Origin of the sequence: Aequorivita echinoideorum, assembly GCF_018476645.1 — a bacterium.
In the GTDB taxonomy this organism is placed as follows: Bacteria; Bacteroidota; Bacteroidia; order Flavobacteriales; family Flavobacteriaceae; genus Aequorivita; species Aequorivita echinoideorum.
The window spans coordinates 35,941-60,607 of record NZ_JAHCTB010000006.1; the positions used below are offsets into that span (position 1 = coordinate 35,941).

At 39.1% G+C, this 24,667-nt stretch carries 26 protein-coding genes; 10 read left to right on the forward strand and 16 right to left on the reverse strand.

What is annotated here, in order from left to right; genetic code table 11:
* Positions 1-2: 2 nt before the first annotated feature.
* From KIV10_RS12675 to KIV10_RS12695, 5 genes are all read right to left on the reverse strand, one after another.
* On the reverse strand, positions 3-476 hold the full coding sequence (locus KIV10_RS12675; protein WP_214114299.1) for a heme-binding domain-containing protein: 474 nt from the start codon (positions 474-476) through the stop codon (positions 3-5).
* 43 nt (positions 477-519) lie between these two features.
* Positions 520-2,061, reverse strand: coding sequence for a bifunctional metallophosphatase/5'-nucleotidase (locus tag KIV10_RS12680; RefSeq protein ID WP_214114305.1), 1,542 nt, complete (start codon positions 2,059-2,061; stop codon positions 520-522).
* Position 2,062: 1 nt separating this feature from the next.
* A complete protein-coding gene (locus KIV10_RS12685; protein WP_214114307.1) occupies positions 2,063-2,926 on the reverse strand; it encodes a hydroxymethylglutaryl-CoA lyase in 864 nt (287 codons plus the stop codon).
* A gap of 104 nt (positions 2,927-3,030) precedes the next feature.
* Positions 3,031-3,645 (reverse strand): LysE family translocator, encoded by a 615-nt coding sequence (locus KIV10_RS12690; RefSeq protein WP_214114309.1) that lies wholly within the window; start codon positions 3,643-3,645, stop codon positions 3,031-3,033.
* On the reverse strand, positions 3,642-4,676 hold the full coding sequence (locus KIV10_RS12695; protein WP_214114318.1) for a quinone-dependent dihydroorotate dehydrogenase: 1,035 nt from the start codon (positions 4,674-4,676) through the stop codon (positions 3,642-3,644). Before KIV10_RS12695 ends, KIV10_RS12690 begins: the two co-directional genes overlap by 4 nt.
* 86 nt (positions 4,677-4,762) lie before the next feature.
* Here KIV10_RS12695 and pepT point away from each other — a divergent pair, with 86 nt between their 5' ends.
* Entirely contained in the window at positions 4,763-6,022 is a 1,260-nt protein-coding gene (pepT, locus tag KIV10_RS12700; RefSeq protein WP_214114320.1) for a peptidase T, read from the forward strand.
* A 73-nt stretch (positions 6,023-6,095) separates the two neighbouring features.
* On the opposite strand, the gene yajC is transcribed toward pepT, so the two are convergent.
* The 4 genes from yajC to KIV10_RS12720 all read right to left on the reverse strand — a co-directional run bounded on the left by yajC (position 6,096) and on the right by KIV10_RS12720 (position 9,112).
* Entirely contained in the window at positions 6,096-6,380 is a 285-nt protein-coding gene (gene yajC / locus KIV10_RS12705) for a preprotein translocase subunit YajC (protein ID WP_214114513.1), read from the reverse strand.
* Positions 6,381-6,420: 40 nt separating this feature from the next.
* Complete coding sequence (locus tag KIV10_RS12710; protein ID WP_214114321.1) at positions 6,421-6,930, reverse strand: DUF1573 domain-containing protein; 510 nt, start codon at positions 6,928-6,930, stop codon at positions 6,421-6,423.
* A 52-nt stretch (positions 6,931-6,982) separates the two neighbouring features.
* Positions 6,983-7,927, reverse strand: a complete 945-nt coding sequence (gene nusB / locus KIV10_RS12715; RefSeq protein WP_214114323.1) for a transcription antitermination factor NusB — start codon at positions 7,925-7,927, stop codon at positions 6,983-6,985.
* An 84-nt stretch (positions 7,928-8,011) separates the two neighbouring features.
* Positions 8,012-9,112 carry a Glu/Leu/Phe/Val family dehydrogenase gene (locus KIV10_RS12720; RefSeq protein ID WP_214114325.1) on the reverse strand — a complete coding sequence of 367 codons (1,101 nt, stop codon included), beginning with the start codon at positions 9,110-9,112 and terminating at the stop codon, positions 8,012-8,014.
* Between the two features lie 126 nt (positions 9,113-9,238).
* Here KIV10_RS12720 and KIV10_RS12725 point away from each other — a divergent pair, with 126 nt between their 5' ends.
* The 4 genes from KIV10_RS12725 (at position 9,239) to KIV10_RS12740 (ending at position 15,121) form a co-directional block, all read left to right on the forward strand.
* On the forward strand, positions 9,239-10,996 hold the full coding sequence (locus KIV10_RS12725; protein ID WP_214114333.1) for an ABC transporter ATP-binding protein: 1,758 nt from the start codon (positions 9,239-9,241) through the stop codon (positions 10,994-10,996).
* Between the two features lie 67 nt (positions 10,997-11,063).
* Positions 11,064-11,450, forward strand: coding sequence for a PUR family DNA/RNA-binding protein (locus KIV10_RS12730; protein WP_214114334.1), 387 nt, complete (start codon positions 11,064-11,066; stop codon positions 11,448-11,450).
* A gap of 122 nt (positions 11,451-11,572) precedes the next feature.
* Positions 11,573-13,447 carry a mechanosensitive ion channel domain-containing protein gene (locus tag KIV10_RS12735; RefSeq protein ID WP_214114336.1) on the forward strand — a complete coding sequence of 625 codons (1,875 nt, stop codon included), beginning with the start codon at positions 11,573-11,575 and terminating at the stop codon, positions 13,445-13,447.
* Positions 13,448-13,504: 57 nt separating this feature from the next.
* Positions 13,505-15,121 carry a SulP family inorganic anion transporter gene (locus KIV10_RS12740; RefSeq protein ID WP_214114338.1) on the forward strand — a complete coding sequence of 539 codons (1,617 nt, stop codon included), beginning with the start codon at positions 13,505-13,507 and terminating at the stop codon, positions 15,119-15,121.
* Here KIV10_RS12740 and KIV10_RS12745 read toward each other — a convergent pair.
* The 3 genes from KIV10_RS12745 to KIV10_RS12755 are packed head-to-tail and all read right to left on the reverse strand — an operon-like array spanning position 15,118 to position 16,304.
* Entirely contained in the window at positions 15,118-15,630 is a 513-nt protein-coding gene (locus tag KIV10_RS12745) for a DUF6265 family protein (protein ID WP_214114340.1), read from the reverse strand. The genes KIV10_RS12740 and KIV10_RS12745 overlap by 4 nt on opposite strands.
* Before the next feature lie 34 nt (positions 15,631-15,664).
* The gene (locus KIV10_RS12750) at positions 15,665-16,000 is read right to left on the reverse strand and encodes a tRNA-binding protein (protein WP_214114342.1); all 336 of its coding nucleotides are present in this window, start codon (positions 15,998-16,000) and stop codon (positions 15,665-15,667) included.
* Positions 15,993-16,304 (reverse strand): phosphoribosylpyrophosphate synthetase, encoded by a 312-nt coding sequence (locus KIV10_RS12755; RefSeq protein ID WP_214114345.1) that lies wholly within the window; start codon positions 16,302-16,304, stop codon positions 15,993-15,995. Before KIV10_RS12755 ends, KIV10_RS12750 begins: the two co-directional genes overlap by 8 nt.
* A 155-nt stretch (positions 16,305-16,459) precedes the next feature.
* Between KIV10_RS12755 and KIV10_RS12760 the strand changes: the two genes are divergently transcribed.
* Complete coding sequence (locus tag KIV10_RS12760; protein ID WP_214114347.1) at positions 16,460-17,017, forward strand: thioredoxin family protein; 558 nt, start codon at positions 16,460-16,462, stop codon at positions 17,015-17,017.
* A 63-nt stretch (positions 17,018-17,080) separates the two neighbouring features.
* Here KIV10_RS12760 and KIV10_RS12765 read toward each other — a convergent pair whose 3' ends face one another.
* Entirely contained in the window at positions 17,081-18,013 is a 933-nt protein-coding gene (locus KIV10_RS12765) for a peptidylprolyl isomerase (RefSeq protein ID WP_214114349.1), read from the reverse strand.
* A 248-nt stretch (positions 18,014-18,261) separates the two neighbouring features.
* On the opposite strand from KIV10_RS12765, the gene KIV10_RS12770 reads away from it, so the two are divergent.
* From KIV10_RS12770 to KIV10_RS12780, 3 genes are read left to right on the forward strand one after another with little or no spacing between them, the layout of a single operon-like run.
* Entirely contained in the window at positions 18,262-19,158 is an 897-nt protein-coding gene (locus KIV10_RS12770; RefSeq protein ID WP_214114350.1) for an ABC transporter ATP-binding protein, read from the forward strand.
* A gap of 1 nt (position 19,159) precedes the next feature.
* Positions 19,160-19,990 carry an ABC transporter permease gene (locus tag KIV10_RS12775; RefSeq protein ID WP_214114352.1) on the forward strand — a complete coding sequence of 277 codons (831 nt, stop codon included), beginning with the start codon at positions 19,160-19,162 and terminating at the stop codon, positions 19,988-19,990.
* A 47-nt stretch (positions 19,991-20,037) separates the two neighbouring features.
* Positions 20,038-22,476, forward strand: coding sequence for a T9SS type B sorting domain-containing protein (locus tag KIV10_RS12780; protein WP_214114354.1), 2,439 nt, complete (start codon positions 20,038-20,040; stop codon positions 22,474-22,476).
* 7 nt (positions 22,477-22,483) lie between these two features.
* Here the strand turns inward: KIV10_RS12780 and KIV10_RS12785 are convergent, their stop codons facing one another.
* Entirely contained in the window at positions 22,484-23,437 is a 954-nt protein-coding gene (locus KIV10_RS12785) for a calcium/sodium antiporter (RefSeq protein ID WP_214114356.1), read from the reverse strand.
* Between the two features lie 125 nt (positions 23,438-23,562).
* Here KIV10_RS12785 and KIV10_RS12790 point away from each other — a divergent pair, with 125 nt between their 5' ends.
* Positions 23,563-23,715, forward strand: a complete 153-nt coding sequence (locus KIV10_RS12790) for an SsrA-binding protein (RefSeq protein WP_214114358.1) — start codon at positions 23,563-23,565, stop codon at positions 23,713-23,715.
* A 5-nt stretch (positions 23,716-23,720) separates the two neighbouring features.
* On the opposite strand, the gene KIV10_RS12795 is transcribed toward KIV10_RS12790, so the two are convergent.
* The gene (locus KIV10_RS12795; protein WP_214114360.1) at positions 23,721-24,236 is read right to left on the reverse strand and encodes an adenine phosphoribosyltransferase; all 516 of its coding nucleotides are present in this window, start codon (positions 24,234-24,236) and stop codon (positions 23,721-23,723) included.
* 4 nt (positions 24,237-24,240) lie between these two features.
* Positions 24,241-24,381, reverse strand: a complete 141-nt coding sequence (locus tag KIV10_RS12800; protein WP_214114362.1) for a hypothetical protein — start codon at positions 24,379-24,381, stop codon at positions 24,241-24,243.
* Positions 24,382-24,667 lie beyond the last annotated feature (286 nt).

Genomic DNA, 24,667 nt, shown 5'->3' on the forward strand with positions numbered 1-24,667 from the left:
ATCTACCTTGAAGAAACCTGAAGTTGATTTCTATACTGTAATCTCGCAACCCCTGCCCATTGCAGCAAGAGTGTTGTGTTTTCAGGTGACAAATTTCCGTGAATAATTGTGTAGGATTGCAATGGCATTTCACCATTTTCTACTTCTTCCACAAGTTCCTCAAGTTTGTGTTCTTTCTTTTTAAGTGAATAGGATTTCCATTCGGAAACGTTGAAATGTTCCTTTCCTTCAGCGATGTGGTCTGCCAGCCAAAATGAAATAGGTGCAATTTCAGCATACCAGGGGTATTGCGTTTGATTGCTATGGCAGTCGTAACAATTTTCCCTCAAAATTGCTGACACCTGCGCCGAAGGTTTGGTTTCGGCCTCAAAAGATTGTATGCTATTATAACCGCCATTATTGCGTTCGGGTCTAATAAACTGAATAATGATGAAGGAAATAAGCAAAAAAATCAATAAAGGGCGAAAAATTTTCATTTTAAAAATATATACTAAATGAGGTTGTTATGAAAATAGTCCGTTATTTTTTTTGCGTTTTCAAATAAGCAATAATTGCCTTCCGAATATCACCTCCAAGTTCATTTTCATTAGGGATATAAAGCTTTATTACTCCAGGATTTTTTTCGGTCAAAAATGGAATATCCAGTCCCTTTAAAAGATAATCGCTAAAGGCAACTGTGTAAACTTTTGCTGCTGCTATAGGTTTTCCATCGATCAACCATTCCCCACTATTATTTTCTGAAATTTTATAACGCTGAAGATAAGCGCCACTACCTTTTTTTTGTTTTCCGAAATTTAGTACTTCTTTAAGAAGTGAGCCTTTAATATCAACTTTTACCACACTTCCGCCAAAAGGCAAAATTCTGAAAATATCACGGCTTACCAATTGCCCGGCAAGCATGTCATCAATACGTATAGAACCCCCATTTACGAGGGCGGCATCTACTTTATCCTGAAAAGAATATGCCATGGAACGTGTAATCAATCCGCCTAAATTTGTTTGTTGGCTTCGGTTTTCTGCATCGCGGCCATCTAGTGGAATGGCGGGATTATAAATAACCTCATCCGGTTTTTCTACAACATTTTGAAGACTTTCATCTAATTTTTCAGTCCATTTGTTGACCACGCGCTCCACTTTTGCCTCCGATGGAATTTTATCGGTTACAGGCACAAGCTCAGAATTTATATGAAGATACTTTGTTCGTAAGTTGAAAATAAGCGTGTGCACATACACACTTTTCGCATTGGCATCTGCCTTCGCTATCATCGTTCTTCCCTGTCTTTCCAATATATTAAAATGCTCGTGGCCACCCATAATCAAAGGTAGTTCCTGATTTCTCTTTGCAATTTCAATATCATCATTAATGCTAACGTGCGTAAGCCCTACCACAAAATCTGATTTTTCGATTGCGATATCGTAAGCTCTTTCGGCATTTTGAAAAATATCCCCATAATAAACATATGGCTGTGGATTTGACGGCAACGTAACGCTGAAAACCCCAAACCGCAACTGATTGCCGTCAGCATCCATCGCGGTAAATGTGCTATAGTCTGAAACTGGAACATTACTGAATTCCCATTTGGTTGTAAAAGGCTCTACCCCATTTTCCGTTACATGACGGACGTTTGCCGAAGTCCAAGTGAATTTTGATTCATTCAAGCGTTTTTGCAAATCTTTTTCGCTTAAATCAAATTCATGATTCCCGAAGGTAGCAAGATCAAAATCCATTGAATTCATTACATCTATCATTTGTTTGCCGTTCAACTTTTCACCATCCACCTCCAAAGTTCCCAAAAGAGAAGGATTCAAAAAATCGCCCGCCATAAAAAGATATGTATTGGGAAAATCCTGTTTTATAGAGTCACGGATGTGTGCCACGCGCGCCAAACCCCCATATTCACCACCGTTTATGGGTGCAATTTCATAAACATCATTAAGCTGTACAAATTTTAGTGTAACAACCCCGGCTCCCTTTATGGGATCTACGACCGTGGGTTCTAAAAGTGTACAACTTGCTGAAAATAAACCTATAAAAAATGATGCAAGTAAAGCTCTTTTCATTTTAATGGTATTTTGTAAAAATCTTTGTGGCTTCGTTGTGAGCGCTTTCAAAAGACATCGGGTTAATATTGCTATCAATTTTTTCCGCTGTGAAATAGCTCAACATTTTTTCGGTAGGCATATTCCCAGTCAGTTCGTCCTTCGCCATAGGGCAGCCACCAAAACCTTGAATGGCACCATCAAAGCGCCTGCAGCCAGCTTTATATGCTGCATCAACTTTTTCGTGCCAGGCTTTGGGGGTGGTGTGCAAATGCGCGCCGAACTCAATGTGGGGATATTTGGGGATTAAATTAGTAAATAAATATGAAATAATTTCTGGTGTGGAAGTGCCCACCGTATCGCTAAGGGATAAAATCTTGACGCCCATAGTGGCCAATTTTTCGGTCCATTCGCCTACGATATCAACATTCCACGGGTCGCCGTATGGATTTCCGAAACCCATAGAAAGATAGGCTACCACCTCTTTATTATTTTTATCGGCGATATTCAGAATTTCCTGAAGCACTACCAAAGATTCCGCAATGGTTTTGTGGGTATTTCGCATTTGGAAGTTTTCCGAAATAGAAAAAGGATAACCCAAATATGCTATTTCAGGGTGCGTTACGGCATCTTCCGCTCCGCGGAAATTGGCAATAATGGCAAGCAATTTACTTTTTGTGTTAGAAAGGTCCAGCTTTGAAAGAACTTCGGCTGTATCTTGCATTTGTGGAATGGCCTTTGGCGAAACAAAACTGCCAAAATCGATGCTATCAAAACCACAGCGCAGGAGGGATTGAATATACTGCACCTTTTTTTCGGTTGGAATCCAATCTTTTATGCCTTGCATGGCATCCCGTGGGCATTCTATAATTTTAACTTTTTGCATCCGTTCAAAGATAGTTTTTGGAATATGAAATATGAAATTACAATCACAAAATATATGTAGGAATTTAGAAACCTATCGGTTTTGCAAACAAAGAGATTTTTATTTTAAGGAATTACAATGTAAATGGCTATGCCCACAAACACTAAAATCTGCAGCCATTTCAAAAAAACACCAACCCCCTTTCGCTTCAGGATAAACCTTGAAATTGTACCCGCCAAAATTGCAATTCCCCCAAAAACTAAAAAGGAAATAAGCATAAACACGATTCCCAAAATATAAAATTGTACTACAGTATTTCCGGAATCATCCCAAAGAAAGCCAGGAAAAAATGCCAAAAAGAAAATCAGCACTTTTGGGTTTACCAAATTCATGATTACCCCAGTTTTATAAAGTTCGATGTAAGGTTTTTTCTCCGCAGTTGCAGAAACCGAGATTTGCGCATCGCTTTTATAAACTTTATACGCCAAAAAAAGTAAGTAACAGGCACCCAAAATTTTAATGGCGTAAAAAACTTCATTGGAAGCTGCAATAATCGCAGAAATTCCAAACGCCAAAAGTGTAGTGTGCACAATGCACCCGCTTATGAAGCCAGCGGTTGTTGCAAGACCACTTCGGGTGCCATTTACCAAAGATTGTGTGAGTACATAAATATTATCCGGTCCCGGGGCAATGGCCAGTGCAAGCGTAGCAATTGAAAAAGAAATCAGATTTTCAATCATTTTCTTTTTAAAATCGCTTTGTTTATTTTTTTAATCAAACTTGGACCTTCGTAAATGAAACCTGTGTAAAGTTGTACCAAACTTGCGCCAGCATCCAATTTTTCCAGTGCATCTTTTGCAGAATGGATTCCTCCAACGCCAATTATTGGGAAGGCCTTATTGCTTTTTTCTGAAAGAAACCGAATTACTTCCGTAGCTCTCTTGGCCAAAGGTTTTCCACTGAGCCCACCCATTTCCTTTTTATTTTCTGAAGAAATTCCATTGCGTGAAATGGTCGTGTTCGTGGCAATTACTCCGTCAATTTTGGTTTCTGAAACTATCTCAATAATATCCAAAAGCTGCTCATTTGTTAAATCTGGTGCAATTTTCAGAAGTATGGGTTTTCTGTTTTCTTGTAAGGCATTTTTCTTCTGAAGTGTTTGCAATAATTTTGTCAAAGGCTCTTTTTCCTGAAGCTCGCGCAAGTTTGGTGTATTCGGCGAACTTACATTTACCACAAAATAATCCACGTAATCAAAAAGCGCTTCAAAACAAATAATATAATCGTTTACCGCTTCCTCATTTGGTGTGACTTTATTTTTACCAATATTTCCGCCAATTAAAACCTTTTTTTCCGCTGGGGCCAGTCGATTCGCTTTCAGTCGTTCAACGGCTTCTTCTACCCCACCGTTATTAAAACCCATTCGGTTGATAATTGCGGAATCTTCCTTTAGCCTAAAAAGTCGCGGTTTTTCATTGCCGGACTGTGGTTTTGGTGTAACGGTCCCAATTTCTATAAAACCGAAACCAAAATTTGAAAGCTCCCTATAAAGCTTCGCATCTTTGTCAAAACCCGCGGCAAGCCCTACTGGATTGGAAAATTTCAAGCCAAAAACTTCACGTTCCAAATTTTTATTGTTGATTTCGTAACTATTTCTGAAAATACTTCCAAAACCAATTTTATGGAAAAACCGAATGAGTGAAAAAGTGAAGTAATGAATTTTTTCAGGGTCAAAATTGAAAAATATCGGCCGGATAATGGTTTTGTACATGGTTGAAAAATGTGTTGCAAAAATACATTAATCTATGTATTTGTTAATTTGAATATGTTTTAATTTGCAATGCAAAAAAGAAAATTATGATTGAAAAACAACACATTATTGACAGATTTATAAGTTACGTTACGGTGGACACTGAAAGTGACCCCACCAGCGAGAATACGCCCAGTACCGCAAAGCAGTGGGATCTAGCCAATAAACTGGCAGATGAATTGAAACAGATTGGGATGCAGGAGGTTACCATAGACGAAAATGCATATATTATGGCAACCCTACCTTCAAATGTTGGGTACGAGGTTCCGGTAATTGGATTTGTTTCCCATTTTGACACGTCCCCAGATTTTACCGGAGCCAACGTGAAGCCGCAAATTATTGAAAATTACAATGGGAAAGATATTATTCTGAATAAAGAGAAGGATATTGTTCTCTCTCCAGATTATTTTGAGGATTTACTTCTTTATAAAGGTAAAACCCTTATAACTACGGATGGAACAACCCTTTTGGGCGCGGATGATAAAGCAGGTATAACCGAAATAGTTTCGGCAATGGAGTATCTTATAAATCACCCAGAAATAAAGCATGGAAAGATTAGAATAGGTTTTACTCCCGATGAAGAAATTGGCCGTGGCGCGCATAAATTTGATGTAAAAAAATTTGGCGCAGATTGGGCATATACAATGGATGGCAGCCAGATTGGGGAACTTGAATATGAAAATTTCAACGCCGCCGGTGCTGTGGTTACCGTGAAGGGAAAGATTGTACATCCCGGGTATGCCAAGGGCAAAATGATAAATAGCATGTATATTGCCACAGATTATATCAATTCTTTGCCGCGGCTAGAAACTCCTGAGCATACAGAAGATCGCGAAGGTTTTTTTCATTTATATACCATAAAAGGAAGTGTTGATGAAACTAAACTGCAGTACATTATTCGTGACCACGACAAGATTCATTTTGAAGCGCGAAAGGAAATGATGCAAAAACTTGCAGATGAATTGAACGAACAGTTTGAAATGGAAGTGGTAACGGTTGAAATTAAAGACCAATATTTTAATATGCGCGAAAAAATAGAGCCCGTAATGCACATTGTAAAAATTGCAAAAAAAGCCATGGAGCAGGCCGGCATTCAATCTATAATTAAACCCATACGTGGCGGAACCGATGGTTCACAGCTTAGCTTTATGGGATTGCCCTGCCCCAACATTTTTGCTGGAGGCCATAATTTTCACGGTAGGTACGAGTACGTGCCAGTAGAAAGTATGCAAAAAGCGACGGAAGTTATAGTGAACATTGCTAAACTTGTGGCTTTGCCAGAAACTTCATTCAAGGAAGAAGAATAAATGCTTTTAAGTACAAAAAAACTCCCCTGAAAATATTAATCAGGGGAGTTTCTCAATAAAAAGGGAACAGTAATCACTTTTTTGTGGGAGCGTTCAACTTTTGGCTTAGCTCCATTGAAATGGCCGAACGTTCAAACTTCATTTTTCCTGCACCAGATTCAATTACGCAGGTGCCATCATCATACAATTCAAGAATTTTACCGTGGAGACCGCTTTTCGTAATAACTCGGTCGCCTTTTTTTATCTCGTTTGCAAATTTTTTCTCCTGTTTTGAACGCTTCATTTGTGGGCGTATCAAAAAAAGGTACATAACCGCAAAAAGAAGAATAATTGGCAAAAAGCCTTGAATTTGTTCCATCATAATATGCCTTTATAATTAATTTATGAAACAATAAGTGTTAATGGCCGTGACCTGAATGGTCATTTGGATTCACGATAGAATTTGTAGTATTGACTGCACCTCCTTCTTTAGGATTAACGAAAGCTTTAATCATCAAAGTTTCGGTTCCGTTTTTAGTATTAGTCGTTAAGGTTACTGTCTTATTCACTTGATTTTGACCACTACCATTAAATTTAACCAATAGTTCACCACTATCACCTGGAGCAATAGGTTCCTTTGTCCACTCAGGAATAGTACAACCACAGCTGCTTTTTGCATTTACAATTAATAATGGTGCTTCACCAGTATTCTTAAATTTAAAAACGTGTTCAACTGCAGTTCCTTGGTCAATTGTTCCAAAATCAAATTGTTTCTCTTCAAACTCAATGACCGGAAGATTACCAGAGTTTGCATCGCGATCTTCTGCCGAAGCTACATTTTCTTCATTAACTTTATCTGCAGCATTATCTTTACAAGAAGTAAAAGCGAAAACAGATAAAACTGCAATGATTAAAAGGGATTTTTTCATAATAAATTATTTTTAAATTTTTAACACGCCAAAAATAGTTATTTTTTTACTCTTATTGAAGCCCTCTTCCAATTTTATTAAGACTGCCCTCCTCCAATATTTCTTTTACGAGTTTGTCCAAAATTCCATTTATGAAAATACTGCTTTTTGGTGTTGAATATTCTTTTGAAATTTCCAAATATTCATTGATAGTAGCGCGAACCGGAATGGAAGGAAAATATAGAAATTCTGAAATCCCAAGTTTTAAAATAATAAGGTCGATATCTGCAATTCTTTCTTGGTCCCAGTTTGGTGTTTTCCCTTCAATCTTTTTATTGAGCTTTGCCTCATTTAATACCACTTTCCTGAAAAGTTGCACTGCAAATTCCCTATCCTCCGAATTTTTGTAAAGATCTGGAACTAATAAGGTAGCAACATTCTTTTCAGAAAGTTTTGACAACATTTTGACGAGGGCAGTGTTTACAATGGGGAAATCATCAATCCACGTAAGCCGCTTGTCCTCCAAATAATCATATAATTTTTCATTTGGGGCAATAATTTCCTTATAAACCTTTACAATAAATTTTTGATCTTCTTTGTAATCTGTGTTTTTCTGGCTCAAATATTCCAAATACCACTCTTGGGATTTCAATTCATTGAAAAGTATTACCGCGTACTCACTATCCAATTCCCAATAATTCAGTTTTTTCTTATTTATAATTTCAGAAAAAATGGGATTTGAATCTATAAGTTGCAATAACTTATTGTCTAAGAATGTACGGCTGGGATTTTTTTCAGAATCTGTAGCGAAGTGTTTCTGCTGGGATTTTAAGGCGAAATTTTGTGCCTGCTCACGAATTGCCAACAGCAATTGAAGCATTAACAAATACAAATCCTGCATTTGATCTATACTGTAATAAAGGAATTTTTCCTGAGCATCGATATCCGGATTTTCACGTTGGTTATAAGCATAAATGGATTGTAACACTTTTACGCGGATATGTCTTCTTGTAAGCATAATCTTTAAAGAACTGGATTTAGAAATAAACAGCGCACAAGGTTTTTCTTGTGCGCCGCAAAGATAGTGTTTTAAAAAAGTTTACTACTGATTTTCTTGCTTTCTTGCATCAATCCTCGCCTTTGCAACGGCCAGCGCTGCCTCGTGCGTAGTAATGTTGTTACTTTCAGCTTTTTTCAAAATTTCTAATGTAGTGTTGTATATATTTTCGGTTTTGCGCATTATTTCCTTACGGTCATAATTTTCCAATTCGGCATAAACATTTATAATTCCACCTGCATTTATAAGGAAATCTGGGGCGTAGACAATTCCTTTGTCGCGAAGCATTTTGCCGTGCTTTCTTTCATCTGCCAATTGGTTGTTGGCGGCTCCTGCAATAATTTTTGTATTTAATTGATCTATGGTGTTGTCATTAATAGTAGCTCCAAGCGCGCAAGGCGCATAAATGTCCATTTCCTCCGCATAAAGGTTTTTACCCCCGTAAATATCTACACTATACTTATCTCGAACTTCTTCAAGCCTGTCTTGGTTTATGTCTGAAATATAAACTTTAGCCCCTTCGTTGCTTAGGTTTTCCACCAAAGCCTCACCCACGTTTCCTATTCCCTGCACAAAAACAGTTTTTCCTTCAAGCAAATCACTGCCAAAGGTATGCTTTGCAGCAGCTTTCATTCCCATAAATACCCCGTAGGCTGTGATGGGCGAAGGATTTCCGGCACCACCTTTATCTTCGGAAATTCCGGTAACAAACGGTGTAACTGTTCTTACCAAATCCATATCCTCAGTTGCCATACCAACATCTTCCGCAGTTATATATTTGCCAGCGAGAGAATGAACAAATTCTCCAAACTTCAACATAAGCTCTGGTGTTTTCTGCGTTTTGGCATCACCAATTATCACAGCTTTTCCCCCACCAAGGTTCAATCCGGTAACGGCGCTTTTGAAAGTCATTCCGCGCGATAAGCGTAAAACGTCGTTTAAAGCGTCCCACTCACTAGCGTAATTCCACATTCTGGTGCCACCCAAAGCAGGACCCAAAACAGTATTGTGAATACCTATTATTGCTTTTAAACCAGTATCTTTGTCGTTGCAAAAAACGATTTGCTCGTGATCGTCAAAAGACAACTGCCCGAAAACCGGGTCCATTTTATGAAGTTCGTTTGTTTTAATAATTTCCGTTTCCATAATTTTCTTTTTTTAAACATCCTTTAAAAAGGATGCGCAAAAATAGTTGTTTATTGTACATTTCACAATGTGATGTAGTTTAAAATTAAGATTTTCAAAAAAGAGCTTTCCAGCCTTCTGAAATAAATGAAAGAATTAGGGTATTTAAATAAATATTTTGTAAAATATAAATGGCGACTACTGCTGGGCGTTATCATAACCATTATTGCCACGGTATTTAAGCTTGTGGTGCCTATGAAGGTTGGCGATTCCATTACAGAGGTAAAACAATATTTAAATGGAACCATCACCGATCTTGAGGCCGTAAAGCATAGTTTGCTTATAAATATTTTATTGCTTTTAGGGGCTGCACTGCTTTCCGGCCTTTTCACATTTATGATGCGCCAAACGTTTATCGTGGTTTCGCGATATGTGGAATACGACCTTAAAAATGAAGTTTTTAAGCATTATGAAAAACTTTCCCTTGGTTTTTACAAACAAAACAGAACGGGCGATTTAATGAACAGGATAAGTGAGGATGTTTCAAAAGTGCGCATGTATGTGGGTCCCGCACTTATGTACAGCATTACAACGGTAACCTTATTTATTGTGGTGGTTACCTACATGTTTTACAAAGCACCCATTCTAACGCTTTACGCCATTGCTCCACTTCCCATTCTATCCATTGCCATTTATAAATTGAGCGTACTCATTAATCACCGCACGACGATAGTCCAGCAATACCTTTCAAAATTAACCACATTCACGCAGGAAAGCTTCAGCGGAATTGCGGTAATAAAAGCTTATGGAATCGAGCCACGAACAAATGAAAATTTTGAGGATTTAGCCGAAGGCAGTAAAAACAAGAATATTGACCTTGCAAAGGTACAAGCCCTGTTTTTCCCATTAATGATGTTGCTTATTGGGGTAAGCAATATTTTGGTAATCTACATAGGCGGAACACGATATATCAATGGACAGATTGCTGAGTTTGGGACTATTGTAGAATTTCTAATTTATGTGAATATGCTCACGTGGCCCGTGGCCGTTGTAGGTTGGGTCACTTCAATGGTACAACAGGCCGAAGCTTCTCAAAAGCGTATCAATGAATTTTTGAGCGTGGAGCCCGCAATTCAAAATTTAACCGAGGAAAGAACGCCAATCTGCGGAAATATTGAATTCAATAATCTCACATTTACATACCCTGACACCGGAATTACGGCTTTGAATAATGTTTCATTTTCAGTTAAACCCGGCGAAACGCTCGCAATTGTGGGAAATACCGGTTCAGGAAAATCTACCATTTTAGAACTTATAGGCAGGCTTTATGATGTAGGGGATGGAATGTTGAAAATTGATGGCAATTCCATAAAAAATTTGAATCTAAACGATCTTCGTGATAGTATGGGCTACGTTCCGCAGGATGCGTTTTTGTTCAGCGATTCCATAAAAAACAACATCCGTTTCGGGAAAGAGAATGCGAGTGATGATGAAGTAAGGGAAGCTGCAAAAAATGCTGCGGTGCACACCAATATTGAGGGTTTTAGCAAGGGGTACGATACCGTTTTGGGAGAGCGCGGAATCACGCTAAGTGGCGGCCAGAAACAACGTGTTTCCATTGCTCGCGCGATTATAAAAAACCCGCAAATTCTTCTTTTTGATGATTGTCTTTCTGCAGTAGATACAGAAACCGAAGAGGAAATTCTTCAAAATCTTCAGAAAATTTCAGCAAATAAAACCACTATTATTGTAAGCCACAGAATTTCTTCGGCGAAAAATGCAGATAAAATAATAGTTTTAGAAGATGGTAAAATTATTCAGCAGGGAACGCACGCGGCCTTAGTAGCGAAGGAAGGTTATTATAAGGAATTGTACGCAAAACAACTTTTGGAAAAAGAAATATAAATTTTGCTTTGGCTTATTTGGATTTTTTTTGGATTTTTGGCAAAACCAATGCAAACCAACATTAATTATGAGTGATCAATACACGATGGAGCAAGAAGAAATTTTTTCAAAAGTAATGCGCGCCGGAAGACGCACCTACTTTTTTGATGTAAGAGCAACGAAGGCTGGAGATTTTTACCTCACCATAACCGAAAGCAAGAAATTTACGAACGACGATGGTAGCTACCATTACAAAAAACACAAGATTTATCTTTACAAAGAAGATTTCAATGAGTTTAGGGATAATCTCGAGGAAATGATCAATTACGTAATTGATGAAAAAGGCGAGGAAGTTATTAGCGAGCGCCACCAAAAGGATTTCAAAAGAGAAAATAACGATGTCGCTGAAACTGTAGAATCCAACGGAAATGCCGATCCAAGTAATTTTACTGATATCGAATTTGACGACATATAGTCCATAAAATTTTTAATTTATATTGAAACCGGTTTCCAAAAGAAGCCGGTTTTTTTTTAGGGTCCGCCATACTAATAGTAGAAATAAGCAGAATTGGTTACTTTAGCCCAAAATAAATTGCGATGAATAAGTCCACAACCATCATTTTTACCCTCCTTTTTCTTTTGGGATGCTCGCAAATGTGGGCACAGGACAGTACAAAAGTCGTTTCAGATTCCGTAAACATTAAAATTCTCGAACGGTATAATAATCGCCTAGCGACAATCGAGCAGCAGCGCGTGGCAGATTCCATTAAGAAGGCGGAACTGGAAGCCCAAATAAGCGCGCTTAAGACCACGGACAATTTAAAAAAAGAAGAATTACAAGCCCAAATTAATGCAATTAATGAAGCTGAAATTTTACGTCTTCAACAGAAAAAACAGCGAATAGATTCCCTAAAACAAACCGCAAAAGGCTATGCTGTTACTGGTTTTTTCAATGACACCTTATTTTTTCTTTATTCAAAACTTGGAAGTTTTTCGCCAAAGGAACGTGCGCAGGCTATCAATGCTCGGATTGAGGCATTAAGCGAAAATATGGAGTTTAATGAAAATTCTTTAAAAATTGAAGACTCTGAAACCACGACCGATATTGTCTTTGGCGAAACCATAATAATGAGCGTGACCGAAAATGAAGCGCTTTGGTATGATAAAACGAGGCAGGAAATTGCCGCAGAATACCGAGTGAAAATAACAGATGCCGTTTTAAAATACAAAGCGGAAACCAGCTTTTCAACACTCGCAAAGGAAATAGGTCTTGCACTATTGGTGCTGATTGTAATCGTGTTTTTAATTATTTATATTTCGAAATTTTTCAGATGGACCGCCCTTAAAATCCACAGGCAAGAAGATAAAAAAATAAAGGGCATTAAGCTGAAGGATTACACACTGTTTGACGCAAGGCGGCAGGTTAATGCACTTTTGGTAATCAATAGATTGGTCAAATGGTTTGTGATTTTGCTAGCCGTTTATATCGCGCTGCCCATACTTTTTGGAATTTTTCCGTGGACGGAGCATTTTGCCGATACCCTATTTGGATATATTCTGAATCCCGTAAAGAAAATGTTGCTCGCATTTTGGAATTATCTTCCCAACCTCATAACCATCATCGTCATTGTGATTGTTTTTAGATATATATTAAAGGGAATCCATTTTCTGAAAGATGAAATTGCCAAAGGAAATTTAACCATAAACGGTTTTTATCCGGATTGGGCTGCACCCACGTACCAAATTGTACGGATTTTAACGATTGCTTTTATGTTCGTGGTCATATTTCCATACTTACCCGGAAGCGATTCCCCAATTTTTCAGGGGGTTTCAGTCTTTTTAGGATTTTTGTTCACCTTTGGGTCCGCTGGTTCGCTATCCAATATTATTGCGGGGTTGGTCTTAACTTACATGCGGCTGTTTACCATCGGCGATCGAGTGAAAATTGGGGAAGTAACCGGTGACGTTATTGAAAAATCATCATTGGTAACTCGCGTGCGTACTATAAAAAACGAGATTATTTCCATTCCCAACTCTGCAGTTATGAATAGTCACACCATAAATTACAGCAGTGACGCTCCAGCAAAGGGATTGATAATCCATACTACGGTAACCATTGGCTATGACGTTCCGTGGAAAAATATGTACGAAGCCCTTATAGATGCCGCCCTTCGCACGGAATTAATTTTAAAGGAACCGCAACCTTTCGTTTTGCAGACAAGTCTGGAAGATTTTTATGTGGCTTACCAAATAAACGCTTATGTGCGCGAGGCCAATAAACAGGCCAAAATATATTCAGATTTGCACCAAAATATCCAGGATGTCTGTAACGAACGCGGTATCGAAATTCTATCACCACATTACAGAGCCGCGCGTGACGGAAATTCCTCGACAATCCCATCAGATTATTTGCCGAAAGACTACGAAGCACCAAGTTTTAATGTGAAAACACAACGCAAAGGTGAAAAATAATAGGGTACCCACTTTTTTCTGAAAACCCTATCTTTGCCGCTTTTTTAAGCAAGGCATATGATACTTTCACTCTTCAAAAATTTTACCCACAACCCAAAAAACGATATTTTATCAGGCCTCACTGTAGCATTGGCATTAGTTCCCGAAGCGGTTGCCTTTGCTTTTGTTGCTGGAATTGATCCGCTGGTTGGCCTTTACGGAGCATTTATTATGGGCTTGGTAACGGCACTATTTGGCGGTAGACCGGGTATGATTTCTGGAGCAACCGGCGCAATGGCTGTGGTGATGGTGCACTTAATACAAAAAGGAAATGAGGTAGGTCTTTCATTAGCCGAACCTGTAGAGTACCTCGGACTCCAATGGCTTTTTATCACACTTTTATTTGTGGGCGTTATTCAAATGATGGCGGGAGTTTTCCGATTGGGAAAATTTGTACGCCTTATCCCACATCCAGTGATGATGGGGTTTGTGAATGGCCTGGCGATAGTCATTTTTCTTTCGCAATTAGGTCTTTTCAAGGAAAGCCGCGGTACGGTACCGCAATGGATTACCGGCGCAGATTTGTGGATAATGCTCGCTCTTGTGGCATTGACAATGGGGATAATGTTCGGCTTGCCAAAACTCACCAAAAAACTTCCGGCAGCTTTAATTGCAATAATTGTTGTAGCCTGTATTACCATCTTCGGAAATCTTGATGTTAGTACCGTAGGATCTTTCATACGTGACGGCGGCGGGACTGGCTTGAAAGGTTCGCTCCCTGTCTTTCAAACCGAAATTTTTAGTTTTATTTCAACATTGAACGGCTACTGGGATTTGCTTATATCCACAGCGTTTTTATTGGCTGCGGTGGGATTGATTGAATCCCTAATGACGTTAAATCTTATAGACGAAATGACCGAAAGCCGAGGCAGCGGTAACCGTGAATGCGTGGCGCAGGGCGGCGCAAATATATTAAATGGTCTTTTTGGGGGCATGGGCGGTTGTGCAATGATTGGCCAATCCATTATAAATGTAAGCTCGGGCGGGCGTGGAAGATTATCCGGAATTGTCGCCGCCGTCGCGCTATTATGTTTTGTCCTTTTCGCAGCACCCCTTATCGAGCAAATTCCCATCGCCGCGTTGGTGGGCGTAATGTTTATGGTTGTTATTAGCACGTTCGCTTGGAGCAGTTTTAGGATTTTGAATAAAATTCCGCTCACGGATGCCATTGTTTTGATCACAGTTTCTGTTGTTACTGTTTGGCAGGATTTGGCAATCGCCGTGCTCGTGGGGGTAATTATGAGCGCACTTTCGTTTGCATGGAAAAATGCTACGATGATTCGGGCGCGAAAAAAATTAAAAACTGATGGCACAAAAGTGTATGAAATCTGGGGGCCACTTTTCTTCGGAAGTGTTCAAAATTTTAATTCGAAATTTGATTTAAAGGAAGATCCAAATTCTATAGAAATCGATTTTATTGAATCAAAAATATCGGATCATTCCGGAGTGGAAGCCGTTAGAAATGTAGCAAACAAGTATATTGACCAAGGGAAAAAGATAAAATTGACCCACTTGAGTCCAGATTGTAAGGCACTCTTACTGAAATGGAATCCCGAATTTGAAACCATTATCGAAAATTCCGTGGAAGACCCGCGTTATTATGTGGTCACGGATACATTGGATTCTGAAGTCTAGATTTTTTCCCGGGAAAATTTAAATTCAATTTTTTTGAATTCGCCATTTTCAGTTCCCTCAATCCACGCGTGTAAGGAATCTTGCCCGGGATTGGAATAAATGATTCGCTGCGGAAAATCATTGTTTTTGTTTTCAAAAATAAATTTTCCGTCTTCTGAAGAAATCATTCTGAACGTAACAGGTTGGGCGTTGGGATCATTTGCAGTTGCCACAGTGAAAAGCAGATTTTTGCCCTTTTCCTGAAGGGCAATGGTTTCGGCAAAAACCGTTTCGCCACCCATTTGGGTAAAGCTGAAAGCTGTAAAAACACTGTCGTTCTCCCGCGACCAGGATTCTTGTGAAAATTCAGCGCCGTTTTCATTTACCCAGGTTCCCAAGAGCCATTTTAATTGATCAATTTTTTCAGTATTTCGCTGGACTTTGCTTGATTCAGTTCTATTTTTATCTTCTTCATTTTTACAGCTACCCAGCATACATAGAATGGCAATAAAAAACAAAATGTGTTTCATCAGAAAAATGAATTAAGATAAATTAAAGGATAAATTATAATATACGAAGCCCATTTTCTACTGGCAATCCGGGTTGAAGCAGGGTAACTCTTTTACCATCCACCGCGCCCAGCACCAAACATTCACTCATAAAATTGGCGATTTGTTTTTTTGGAAAATTGACAACGGCAATCACTTTTTTCCCCACCAATTCTTCTTTGGTATATCGAACAGTAATTTGTGCCGAACTTTTTAGAACACCAATTTTTTCACCGAAATCAATTTTAAGTTGAAAGGATGGATTTTTTGATTCTGGAAAATCTTTGGCTTCCAGAATTGTGCCCACGCGCATTTCAACCTTTTCAAAATCTTCCCAAGAAAGATTATTCATCGTGGTGAATTTTCAGTTTTTCAATCATTTCTGGTGAAATATTTCCGGTATCGGCACCGTAAACGTCCACAAGCAAGCCTTTTTCGCCATCTTCAGTTTCAATTAAATACAAAATGGTATTGTCGCCCGGGTCCGTCATTCCTTCAAAACGATAGAATTTTACAACGTCCAGCTCGCCAGCTTTCCATTCACGCTTAAGGTTTTTGGATTCTATTCCCTCTTCCACAAGGTTGAAATCTTCGGTATAGCCATCTTTTTGAAGATCTTCAATTGCTACCGATAGTGATGAATAAGATTTTTTCATAATTGTTAGTTTAAGTCTTAAAATTAATGGACATATTCTAGAGCGGCAAAGATTTATAGATTCTTTAATAGAAAATATTCTGAAGTATCCCACCGCACCGCCCCAAAAATTGTAATTTTAAAGTCGAAGTAGCAACCCATTTTTAAAACTGAATCATGGCAAGAACCGAATCGAACATGCTTCCGTTGGGAACCAAAGCTCCCAATTTTGAGCTGATTGACACCGTTACGAACAAACCTGTTTCCCTACACAACATTAAAGGCGAAAAAGGTACAGTGTTAATGTTTATCTGCAATCACTGCCCGTTCGTGAAACACGTTAACGAAGAAATTGTTAGGCTGTGTAATGACTACCGCGTGACGGGTTTTGGGTTTGTTGCCATAAGCAGTAACGACATTGAAAACTATCCCGAAGACGCCCCGATGGAAATGTGGCGCACCGCGCGCAAAAACAATTATCCCTTCCCCTATCTCTATGATGAAACGCAGGAGGTAGCGAAGGCGTACGATGCTGCCTGCACACCAGATTTTTACCTTTTTGACGCCGATTTAAAATTGATTTACCGCGGACAATTGGACAACAGCCGCCCCGGTAATGGAATCCCGGTAAATGGCCGCGATCTTAGAGAGGCACTAGATAATGTGTTGAGCAATAATGCGCAGCGTAAGGACCAAAAACCCAGTATTGGATGCAATATAAAATGGAAAAAGTGAAAAACCTAAAAATGAAAAAGCCCCATATCTGGGGCTTTTTGGTATATTGATTTGCGGTTAAATTTATTTCACATCCATCAATTCCACATCAAAAATTAAGGTTGCATTGGGTGGGATTACCCCTCCGGCACCTCTTGAACCGTACCCCAAATCGCTGGGAATAACAAAACGAGCCTTATCGCCTACTTGCAAAAGCTGGATGCCTTCATCCCATCCTTCAATTACTTGGCCTTTACCTAAGGCAAAATCGATAGGGTTTCCACGTTTATAGGAAGAATCAAAAACACTGCCGTCCGGCAACATTCCTTTATAGTGTACGGCAACCGTTTTTCCTTTCTCGGCCTTTTTACCTTCTCCTTTTTGAATTATTTTATAGCGAAGTCCACTTTTTGTTTGTTCAAAACCCTGTGAAAGCTCGCCCAGCAATTCTTCCTGTTGTTTTTTTGCAGCCGCCTCGCGCTCCATTTTGGCGCCAGTAAAACTTCTGAAGTTTTCAACGGCGTTCCATTTTTTGGCCTTTTCTCCCTCACGAATAATTTCAACTTTCTGGATGGTATCGCCCTGCGCAATACTATCCACAACGTCTTGTCCTTCTATCACTTTCCCAAAAACGGTGTGGTTATCATCCAGCCAGGGGGTGGCAACGTGGGTTATAAAAAACTGACTACCGTTGGTACCCTTGCCTGCGTTGGCCATAGATAGTACACCCGGACCATCGTGCCGCAATTCTGGGTGGAATTCATCATCAAATTGATAGCCAGGTCCACCAGAACCAGTTCCATTGGGGTCTCCGCCCTGAACCATAAAATCTGGAATTACCCGGTGGAATTTCAATCCATCATAATAAGGAGTGCCTTGCGGCTTTGCTTTATTTTCTAGGTTACCTTCAGCCAGGGCAACAAAATTTCCCACGGTTCCTGGGGTTTTTTCATACGTTAATTTTATAAGAATTTCACCTTTTTCAGTAGTGATCTTTGCGTAGATTCCGTCTTGCATTTTTTTTGTTTTTAGTTCTGGCAAAGGTAATGAATTCGGTTTTACTTGGGAATGATGGCTAAAATTGATCTCTCTAGCCTTACTAATACATTACCCAACGTGTTCAGATACGTCCCTGCACGTATATTTATACGTCCCCGCACGTATATTTAGATTGTCATCGAATATAAATTCCAATTATTGAATATTGTAACAAAAAACCGAAGCATACGTCATGTAATACGCTAACCTTCTTAAAATTTGCGCACGTGAATACTATCCTCTACATCAATAATCTCACTAAAAAATTTGGTTCGCTTACCGCTGTAGACAATCTCTCATTCACCATTGAAAAGGGAAATGTATACGGCATCCTAGGGCCCAATGGAAGTGGAAAAAGTACGACGCTGGGCATTGTGCTCAATGTCGTGAACAAAACCTCTGGCGATTTCCAATGGTTCAATGGCAATACCTCAACCCACGATGCGCTTAAAAAAGTGGGCGCCATTATAGAAAGGCCCAATTTCTATCCGTATATGACGGCTTTTCAAAACCTTCAACTGGTCTGTAAAATAAAAGAGGTTTCAGAAGAAAAAATTTCAGAAAAACTACAATTGGTAGGTCTTTTGGATAGGAAGGACAGCAAATTCAGCACCTTTTCATTGGGGATGAAACAGCGTTTGGCAATCGCTTCAGCATTATTGAACGACCCGGAAATATTAATTCTTGATGAGCCCACCAACGGGCTGGACCCTCAGGGAATCCACCAAATACGCGAGATAATACGGAAAATAGCCAGCTTGGGCACCACCATTTTGCTGGCTTCGCATTTGCTGGATGAAGTAGAAAAAGTGTGCAGCCACGTTGTTATTCTTCGGAAAGGGGTGAGCCTATATTCCGGCAGTGTGGATGCCATGAACGCCAGCCACGGTTTCCTTACCATGCAGAGCAACTCTATGGATGCACTGGAACAAGCTTTGGAAGGAAATTCAAAATTTGGAAATATAAAGCGCGATGGTGAATATTTGATCGCCTACTTAAACCAACCTATGGATGCGGCCGAGGTGAATCGATTTCTTTTTGAAAAAGGAATAACGCTCTCCCATTTGGTGAAGCGCAAGGAAAGCCTTGAAGAACAATTTTTAGAACTAACCAAACAAAAATAAGATGGGAAGATTACTGGCTATTGAATTTCAGAAAATACGTTACAGCCGCGCGGCAAAGGTAATTTCAATCATCTACTTTATCCTTATCGCGTTCATAGCCCTTATGGCCTCTATTGAATTTGACATTGGCGACATCCATTTTCGGCTTGCGGATCAAGGGATTTTCAACTTTCCATTTATATGGCATTTCAACACCTATATTGCAGCCATTCTGAAATTTTTTCTCGCGGTGGTGATCGTATCTATGATGAGCAACGAGTATAGTTATAGAACTTTAAAGCAAAATCTTATTGATGGCCTCAGTAAAAAGGAATTTGTGCTATCAAAATTTGTGATCGTGCTGCTCTTTTCGGCTATTTCCACACTCTTCATCTTTGTGGTTTCCCTCTTGCTTGGCCTTTCTTTTTCAGATTATAATGAAATGGGTATTGTTTTCAGCAATATGGAATTTATTCTTGCCTATTTTATAAAACTGGTTGGGTTCTTTTCCTTCTGTCTATTTGTGGGCGTATTGGTAAAAAGATCTGCATTTGCATTGGGATTTCTATTTGTTTGGTTTATTGCTGAAAAAATTCTCTGGGGCATTCTGGAATACAGATTATTGCGCGAACAGGCAGACAGCGTTATGCAGTTTTTTCCACTGGAAGCTATGTCCAACCTTATTGTTGAACCCTTTACACGATTGGGCGCAATACAATCTGCCGCAAATCAACTGGGCGAGGTGTTGACTAAAAGTTATGATGTAACCATTTTCAATATATTGATTGTACTGGTGTGGACGGCAATTTTCATATACGGCTCCTATGCTATCTTGAAGAAAAGGGATTTGTAACCCACGGCTGTATATTTTTCTCTATATTTAGCATACAATCAATGCGTATGCAATTATTTCGATATTTTCTGTCTGGCATTTTAACATTAATGGCGAGCCAGCTTTATGCTCAGCAAATTGAGCTGTACCAGCAATTCAATGGAAAATACGATTATACCGCGATAGGAAACACATTGAATTTAGTGGAGAATGGCAGCAATACGGACTGTGATATTCTTACCTCCAGTTCGGCCAACCTAAGTCTTGATTCGTCCCAGCAAATAGTTGCCGCCTACCTTTATTGGGCGGGATCTGGACCCGGCGATTTCAATGTCACTTTAAATCAGGCTCCTATTTCCGCACAAAGAACCTTTAGCCATATTTTTAATTCTGGGGGAACGGATTATCTATATTTTTCGGCTTTTGCAGATGTCACCCAACAACTCATAAACACGGGTAATGGAAACTATACCCTCGCTGATCTTGACCTCACGCAAATTATCGTCAACTATTGCCAACCTATTGGTACTGCTACAAATTTTGGCGGATGGTCTATTACCGTTATTTATGAAGATGCGTCACTACCTGTAAACCAAGTAACCATTTTTGATGGACTCGAAAGCGTTTCAAGCCAAAATACAAGTTTGAATATTACACTGGAAAACCTAAATGTGGTAGACACAAACGGAGCAAAAATTGGCTTTCTGGCGTGGGAAGGCGATAGCAGTATTGCAAACAACGAAAGTTTGCGAATCAATGGAAATTTATTGAGCAATCCTCCTTTAAATCCTTCAGATAACGTTTTCAATAGTACCAATAGCTATACAGGCTCGAACACACTGTATAATATGGATATGGATTTTTATACTATTTCAAACTTTATAAATACAGGAGACACTTCGGCAACGATTCAGCTTACATCAGAACAGGATTTTGTGATGATCAACAATATTGTCACTGTTTTAAATACTGAATTGCCCGATGCTACAATAACCATTGACGATACCATTGGCGGCACCGAATGCGGAAATAGGGAAATTGAAGTGGATTACACCATCTATAATCTTAACAGTACAGCCATATTGCCCGCCGCCACTCCCATTTCGTTTTATGCGAATGAAACCCTCGTTGGTCAATCGCAGACCGTTGCGGATATTGCCATTGGCGGTGAGGAAAGTGGAAGCATTATACTGAATATTCCTTTGAGTGTTGGTGCGGATTTTATTCTGAAAGCGATTGCGGACGATACTGGAAATGGAAGTGGAGTTGTAAGCGAAATTGATGAAGGAAATAATGAGGATGAAATTCCCTTTCATTTATTGGAATTTCCGGTAATTACCGGGCTTCAAAATTTGGAAACCTGCGATGTTTTTGGGATTGAATCTTTCGATCTTACCGAGGCAACCTCACAAATCGATCCCATTTATAATATTGACTACTATACTTCCCAAGAAGATGCCGAAGCCCAGGAAAACCCTATCACAGATCCTGAAAATTTTATAAATACCGAAAATCCACAGACTATTTATATTCGGGTTTCAAATCCGGATTGCTTTATAATTGACAGTTTTACGGTGGAAGTAATTTTCTGCCCATTACCAGATGCTACCGTGGAAATACCACAAATAACGGCCTGCCGCGGAAGGGCACTTTCGCTTCCGTTTACTGTTTTTAATTTGATTGAAGCAACTGGTCCCCTACCCGCCGGCACGCAGATTTCCTTTTATTCCGAAGGTTTATTTTTAGGGATTTCACAAACCCAAAGCAGTATTGAACCCGGGGAAAGTGAAATTGGAAACGTTAATTTGATAATTCCAGATAATTTTCCAGAAACCTTTAGCATTACCGCTGTTGTGGATGATAATGGCAACGGTATTGGTTCTGTTGAGGAAATTCGTGAGGACAACAATACGTATACTGAAGTTTTTACTTTTGAAAGCATTCCACCTTTGCCAAACCTGCCCAATCTTTTGAGATGCGATGAAGGTTTTGATACCGCAACCTTCGACCTAACGTCACAAAATGATTTAATTACCAATAATTCAGATGAAATTATAAATTACTACACCAGCGAAGAAGATGCCTTGGCCCTTACAAACGCTATTGAAAATCCTTCAGCCTACGAAAATATTGAAGACCCGCAAACTATTTTTGTTCGTCTTGATACAGAAATCTGTTTTGCCATTACCTCTTTTTTAATTGAAACTGAAAATTGCAAACCCATTATCCCACAAGGTTTTTCACCAAATGGAGACGGTATAAATGATAATTTTGAGATAACAAATTTGCTTGATATTTATGAAAATTTTGAGTTGAAGATTTTTTCTCGTGAGGGGAATTTAATACATACAGGCCACAACAGTGATGGTTTTTGGGGTGGAATAGCAACGGAAGGGCTTTTGTTTACAGGAAATATTGTCCCTACGGGCACCTATTATTACATACTTTTCCTGAATGATCCCAAATATCCCGAACCGTTTGTAGGCTGGGTTTACATCAATTATTAAGTGAAAATTAGCCCAAGATTGTTAGCGCCACAAATAGTGCATAGGCACCTACCAAAAAAAATCCCCGCTTCCTGCCTATCATCATTTTTTTCGGTAAGAATGCCAGAGGAACCAAAATCGCCGCAAAGCCCAGCATCCAGAAAATATCATTTGTAAGTACTTCATTACTTTTAACGGCAATGGGCTGGATTATAGCCGTAATTCCCAATACCGATGAAATATTAAAAATATTGGACCCAATCAAATTCCCCAGCGAGATGGCCTTTTCCTTTTTGAGCGCAGCAATAATGGATGCGGCAAGCTCAGGAATACTGGTGCCTACCGCAATCATTGTAACTGCTATAATCCGTTCGCTAACCCCAAAGCTTTCTGCTAAGGATACCGCCCCGCTCACTAAAAATTCGCTTCCCGCATACAGTGCAACGCCACCAATCAGGAGCCACAAAATAATTTTTGCAATCGAGGATTTTGATAATCCTTCATCAATACTATCATCAACGGGCCTGGTTTCACGCTGATTTTTTGCTCTTTTGAGCAACATCCACAAATACACAAATAAAATTGAGAGCAGCAATGCCCCTTCCCAACGGCTTATTTCAAGCCCACTTTTCAGTATAAAATAGAGCAAAACAGACAACACCATCATTACGGGCCAATTCAATTTATAAAAATCCCTATCAATTGCCAAGGGTGAAATAATTGCCGTAATTCCTAAAACCATCCCTATGTTGGCAATGTTTGATCCCAGTACATTTCCTAATGAAATATCAGAAAATCCGGTAAGAGCTGCCTGCAAACTAACCAACAATTCTGGCGCTGAAGTGGCGAAAGAAACTACCGTTAAACCAATAACCATTTTTGAAAGATGCAATTTAAAGGAAAGCGCAACGGAAGACCGAACCAAGTATTCGCCGCCAACGACCAATAAAACCAAACCAAGAAAAACGTATAAATAATCCATAAAATTTTCTAAAGAAAGCGAAGATAGCAAAAGCGAATTTTAATTTTAGCTATCTTTAATGAGAAGCAATTGGGATGTATTGAAAAATACTTAAAACCAATTTTAATATCCAAAATATAGTACTGATGAAAAAGAAGTTTTTTAAGTTTTTGGCAAGCGCAAATAAGAAATTGTTGCCCAGTTATACAAAGGAAAATGTGGATTTAACGAAAGCCTCAAAATTGCAAATGGCCATTTTTGCCTATAAACTTTGGGTAACCAAAAACGCTTTGGATTAATTTTATTAATATTTCAGCAACGATTTCACGTCGTATTTTTTCAGTTTTTGATTTCCGTTCAAGGGCTTTAATTCAATCAAAAAGTTACACTGAACAATTTTTCCACCCAAATTTTCTATGAGATTGCACGCAGCTCGGGCCGTGCCGCCCGTTGCCAGTACATCGTCGTGCAACAATACACGCTCGCCAGTTGTTATAGCATCTTCGTGAATTTCCAACGCATCCATTCCGTATTCCAGCAAATACGGCTCCTTTAATGTGGTGTAAGGCAATTTCCCGGGTTTTCTTATAGGTACAAAACCTGCATCGAGTCTTTGCGCGAGCAACATCCCAAAGAAAAACCCACGCGATTCTATACCCACAACTTTATCAATGCTCAAATCAGATACCATCCCGAGCAAATGCTCTAGGCATTTTTCCGTAGCGGCACTATTGGCCAAAAGAGGCATTATATCCTTAAAATGAACTCCGGGCTTGGGGAAATCTTCAATTTCCCGTATGTATTTTTCAAATTCTAGCATTTGGTTATGTATTGCTTGTTTTATTTTTTGGCTCCCGTTTTGGATCCCAATCCCTGTCTTTTTTGGGTGTTTTCTCTTCTTTTTCCATATCGTTCTTTTCGTCCATTTCACGATTGTTTTGGCGTTTTTCTTCTTTCTTTTCCATAATTTTTGAATGAATTTTATGATGGTAAGATAAAATTAATTTGAATGGCATTTTATTTTGAAAAAGTTAAACTATGGAAATCCATCATTCTTTTATAAAAAAATTTTTGAGAAACTAAATTTGCCTGCCAATAATAAAAGAAATATATTTGCACCCGCTTAGGCAAAAATCATTGCCCTTTGCGAAGAAGCCGAAAAGCTTCTAAATTGGCCTCGTGGCGCATCCCGATAGCTATCGGGAGAATAGCGCAGAATGCCAAAACCGAGAGGTTTAAAAAAAATCTAAA